This is a genomic window from Mycobacterium nebraskense (assembly GCF_002102255.1).
Lineage (GTDB): Bacteria > Actinomycetota > Actinomycetes > Mycobacteriales > Mycobacteriaceae > Mycobacterium > Mycobacterium nebraskense.
This window is the reverse complement of sequence record NZ_LQPH01000049.1, coordinates 1-3,958: the sequence shown is the minus strand read 5'-3', so window position 1 is coordinate 3,958 and position 3,958 is coordinate 1. Positions and strand designations below refer to the sequence as shown.

Annotated in this window: 3 protein-coding genes; all 3 read left to right on the top strand. The window is 66.3% G+C overall.

Going from position 1 to position 3,958, the window contains the following annotated elements; all coding sequences use genetic code 11:
• The first annotated feature begins 124 nt into the window (after window positions 1–124).
• The 3 genes from AWC17_RS05595 to AWC17_RS05585 are packed head-to-tail and all read left to right on the top strand — an operon-like array spanning window position 125 to window position 3,856.
• Window positions 125–1,231, top strand: coding sequence for a tyrosine-type recombinase/integrase (locus tag AWC17_RS05595; RefSeq protein WP_085164402.1), 1,107 nt, complete (start codon window positions 125–127; stop codon window positions 1,229–1,231).
• Window positions 1,228–3,447, top strand: a complete 2,220-nt coding sequence (locus AWC17_RS05590; protein ID WP_372517376.1) for a tyrosine-type recombinase/integrase — start codon at window positions 1,228–1,230, stop codon at window positions 3,445–3,447. Before AWC17_RS05595 ends, AWC17_RS05590 begins: the two co-directional genes overlap by 4 nt.
• Window positions 3,437–3,856: a DUF6262 family protein gene (locus AWC17_RS05585; protein ID WP_085164400.1), complete on the top strand. Its 420-nt coding sequence runs from the start codon at window positions 3,437–3,439 to the stop codon at window positions 3,854–3,856. Before AWC17_RS05590 ends, AWC17_RS05585 begins: the two co-directional genes overlap by 11 nt.
• The last annotated feature ends 102 nt before the right edge of the window (window positions 3,857–3,958 follow it).

Below are 3,958 nucleotides of genomic sequence, written 5' to 3'. Positions count from 1 at the left end.
GTTATCTTGAGTGCTCCGATCAGCGTCTTTGATGTCCGACACGGGTCTGCGAGAACACCGGTTCTGCCTTGTGGACGTGGTTATCTGCAGCGGTCCAGAAGGCAGAGCTTGCGGAGGTGGCGGAGTGTTTGTGGTGCGGGTGGTCTCGCCGGTGACGTCGCGGGAGTCGTGGACGGTTGTCGGTGACGACGACCGGCCGGTGGCCCCGGTGGAGCGGTATCTGGCGTATCTGACAGGGATCGAACGGTCCCCGAATACGGTCAAGGCGTATGCCCACGATCTGAAGGATTGGTTTGATTTCCTCGCTGGCCGCGAGTTGGAGTGGCAGTCAGCTGGTTTGGAAGATGTCGGGGCATTCGTTGCGTGGCTGCGCGCTCCAGCGCAGGCACGTGATGGCCGGGTTGCGGCGCTGCCGTCGGTGGCACCGGCCTGCGGCGAGTCGACGGTGAACCGGAAGCTGTCGGCATTGGGATCGTTTTATCTGCATGCCGCCCACGACGGGGTCGACGTCGCCGACTTGTTGGCGTCGTGGCAGGTCGGCGGGTCGCGGGGCGGGTGGAAGCCGTTCCTGCATCACATCAGCAAGTCGATGCCGCAGCGGCGGCGGGCGGTGTCGCTGAAGGCGGCCAAGAAGCTGCCGCGGGTACTGACGCCGCAGCAGATGCAGGCGCTGCTGGACGGGTGCGAGCATCTGCGGGACCGGCTGCTGTTGGCGCTGCTTTATGACAGCGGGATGCGGATCGGCGAGGCTCTCGGGTTGCGGCACAACGATATCGCCGCAGCCGAGCGGGAGATCACGGTGGTCCGCCGCGACAACGACAACGGTGCCCGCGCGAAGTCGATCACCACGAGGACGGTTCCGGTGAGCGCGGAGTTGGTGCGGTTGTATGCCGATTATCTGCATGCCGAATACGGTGATCTGGACAGTGATTACGTGTTCGTCAATCTCTGGGGCGGCGCTCCGGGGCGGCCGTGGACCTACGCTGCGGTCTACGACCTGGTGCGCCGGCTGCGGCGCCGGACCGGGGTGGAGTTCGATCCGCACTGGATACGGCATACCGCGGCGACGAGAATGCTGCGCGACGGCATCAGCCTCGAAGTCGTCGCCAAGCTGCTCGGCCATTCCAACGTGACCGTGACCGCCACTACCTACGGGCATCTCACCATCGAAGATGCTCGGGCGGTGCTAGAGAAGGCGGGCTGGTTCGACGGTCGGCAGGTGGCCTGGTGACCGCTCCGGGAGCGGAAGGCCCGCAGAGCCTGCTGGGCGGGCTGATGGCGGTCGTCCGGGCCGAGTTCCGCAGTCAGACATTGATTTTCGAGCCGGATGATCCGGTGTTCGGCGGCGGAGCCTGCCGGGTGGCCGGTTGCGACCGCCATGCTCGTGGACACGGGTTGTGCCTGAATCATCGAGTGCGATGGGTCAAGCAGGGACGCCCGGACCTGGAGGAATTCATCACGCGGACCGACCCGCGGTTACAACGGCAACGACCGAACCAGCCGTGCGCGGTCACCGGCTGCGGATACGGATCCGCGCGCAAAGGCTTGTGTCAGCTGCATGCTCAGCGGTGGGAACGGGCCGGGCGGCCAGACCGCGGGACCTGGATGGCTGATCCTCCGGTGATCAAGCCGCCGCCAGCCGGGGCGAGCTGCCGCATCCGGCACTGTGAGCTTTGGCCGGAGGCGTCGGGGCCGTTCTGTCATTCTCACAACGCGACCTGGCGGGCCAACGGCCGTCCCGAGATCGACACCTTCGCCGCGAGGTTCGACCCCGGCCGGGTCGTGCCCGCCGATCAGTCGATCCAGCTCGGCCAACTGCCGCCGCAGCTGAGACTGGAACTGCAGTACACGTTGCAGCAGCGTCGTGACCGGCGCGTCGGCAAGCTCGCACCGAGCGTCGTCACTCGCGTGGTTCGGCTGCTGGCGGCCTCGTCGGTGGCGTCATTGCTCGACCACGACGAGGACACCTGGCTCACGATCGCCGACGGGACCGTCAACGACAGCCTCGGGCGCGCTCTGCTGCTCTATGCGCGTCGGGCCGTCGCCGATCTGGCCGAGAGCGGCGGCTGGGAAGCCGAATACCCGCGCGATGTCTGGCGGATGCATCGCCTCGGCTTCGACGGCCGCCGCACCCTGCAATTCGACCGGATCACCCAGCCATGGCTGCGGGAGCTGGCCAAGCGCTGGGTCCGGCTGCGGTTGTCGAGCGGACTGGGCTTGGAAGCCGGAGGCGCCCGGGCGGTGGTGGCGATCAGCCGGTTCTCGCGGTTCCTGGCCGCGGTCGGCATCGAGCACATCGAGCAACTCGATCGTCAGCTGCTCGAACGCTATCTGGCAGACCTGGGGCACGAACGCCATCCACAACGCCGCAGCGCCCACATAGGACTGCTGAACGGATTCTTCGTCGCGATCCGTCAACATCGTTGGTACCCAGGGCTTCCCGCCACCGCATTATTCTTCCCCGCCGATCATCCCCGCCGTCTCGACAAGCTGCCACGAGCACTGGCGGAGCAGGTCATGGCCCAGCTCGAACAACCCGCCAACCTCGACCGATTCGACAACCCGTCCTACCGGCTGATCACCGTCATCCTGATGCACTGCGGATTACGTGTGACCGACGCGCTGCGGTTGCGCAGCGACTGCGTCACCACCGACACTGACGGCGCCCCCTATCTGCGCTACTTCAACCACAAGATGCACCGCGACGCCCTGGTGCCGATCGACACCGAACTCGCCGATGCCATAGGGCATCAGCGGCGCCGTAACACCGATCACTGGCCAGGCGGCACACGGATCCTGTTTCCCCGGCCCACCAAGAACATCGACGGCCACCACCCGATCAGCTCCTCGACCTATCGGATGGCCCTGCAGCGCTGGCTCGATGCCTGCGACATCCGCGACGAACACGGCCACCGGGTGCATCTCACGCCGCATCAATGGCGTCATACCCTGGGCACCCGGCTGATCAACCGTGACGTCCCGCAAGAGATCGTCCGCCGGATCCTCGACCACGACTCGCCGCAGATGACCTCCCACTACGCCCGCCTGCACGACGCCACGGTGCGCCGGCACTGGGAAGCCGCCCGAAAGATTGACATCACCGGCCGCACAGTCACCTATGAGTCCGACGGGCCGCTTGCCGACGCTGCCTGGGCGAAACAACGTCTGGCCCGCGCCACCCAAGCCCTGCCCAACGGCTACTGCGGGCTGCCGCTGCAACGATCCTGCCCGCACGCCAACGCCTGTTTGACCTGCCCGATGTTCCTCACGACCAGCGAGTTCCTGCCCCAGCATCACGCGCAGCGGCAGCAGACCCTCGAACTGATCACCGCCGCCGAGGCTCGCGGCCACCAACGCCTGGTCGAGATGAACCGCACCGTGCTCAGCAACCTCGACACCATCATCGACACCCTCGAAACCCCGGAGACGGCCGAACATGCGCTCTGACAACAGCATTCACCTCACCACGGCCGCGAAACAGCGGCACGAACTCACCCGCGCCAAAGCTATCGCTGCCCTGCACGATCTCGACCGCGCCGGGGCCAAGATCACCTTCGAAGCCGTCGCCGATCACGCCGAAGTCTCCCGATCCTGGCTCTACACCCAAACCGACCTCAAAGACGAAATCCGGCGCCTGCGCGCCCGCAACCAGCCCCAACACGCCACCCCGACCCCGGCCCGGCAGCGCGCCAGCGACGACTCGGTGCGCCAGCGCCTCGACCTTGCCCTGCGCCGCAACCGCGAACTGGCCACCGAGAACCAGCAGCTGCGCCGCCAACTCGCCCACGCTCTCGGCCAGCTCCGAGACACCCCACCCCGAACACGTTGCGATCCGATAACAATCGGCCCCTGCTGAACCCACCACCAACGACACCCGTCAGCACGTCGACGACACCGTCCACGACGCGAAACCCCAGTTCAGGCACATGAATCGAAGAACGACTCAAGATAACTATTG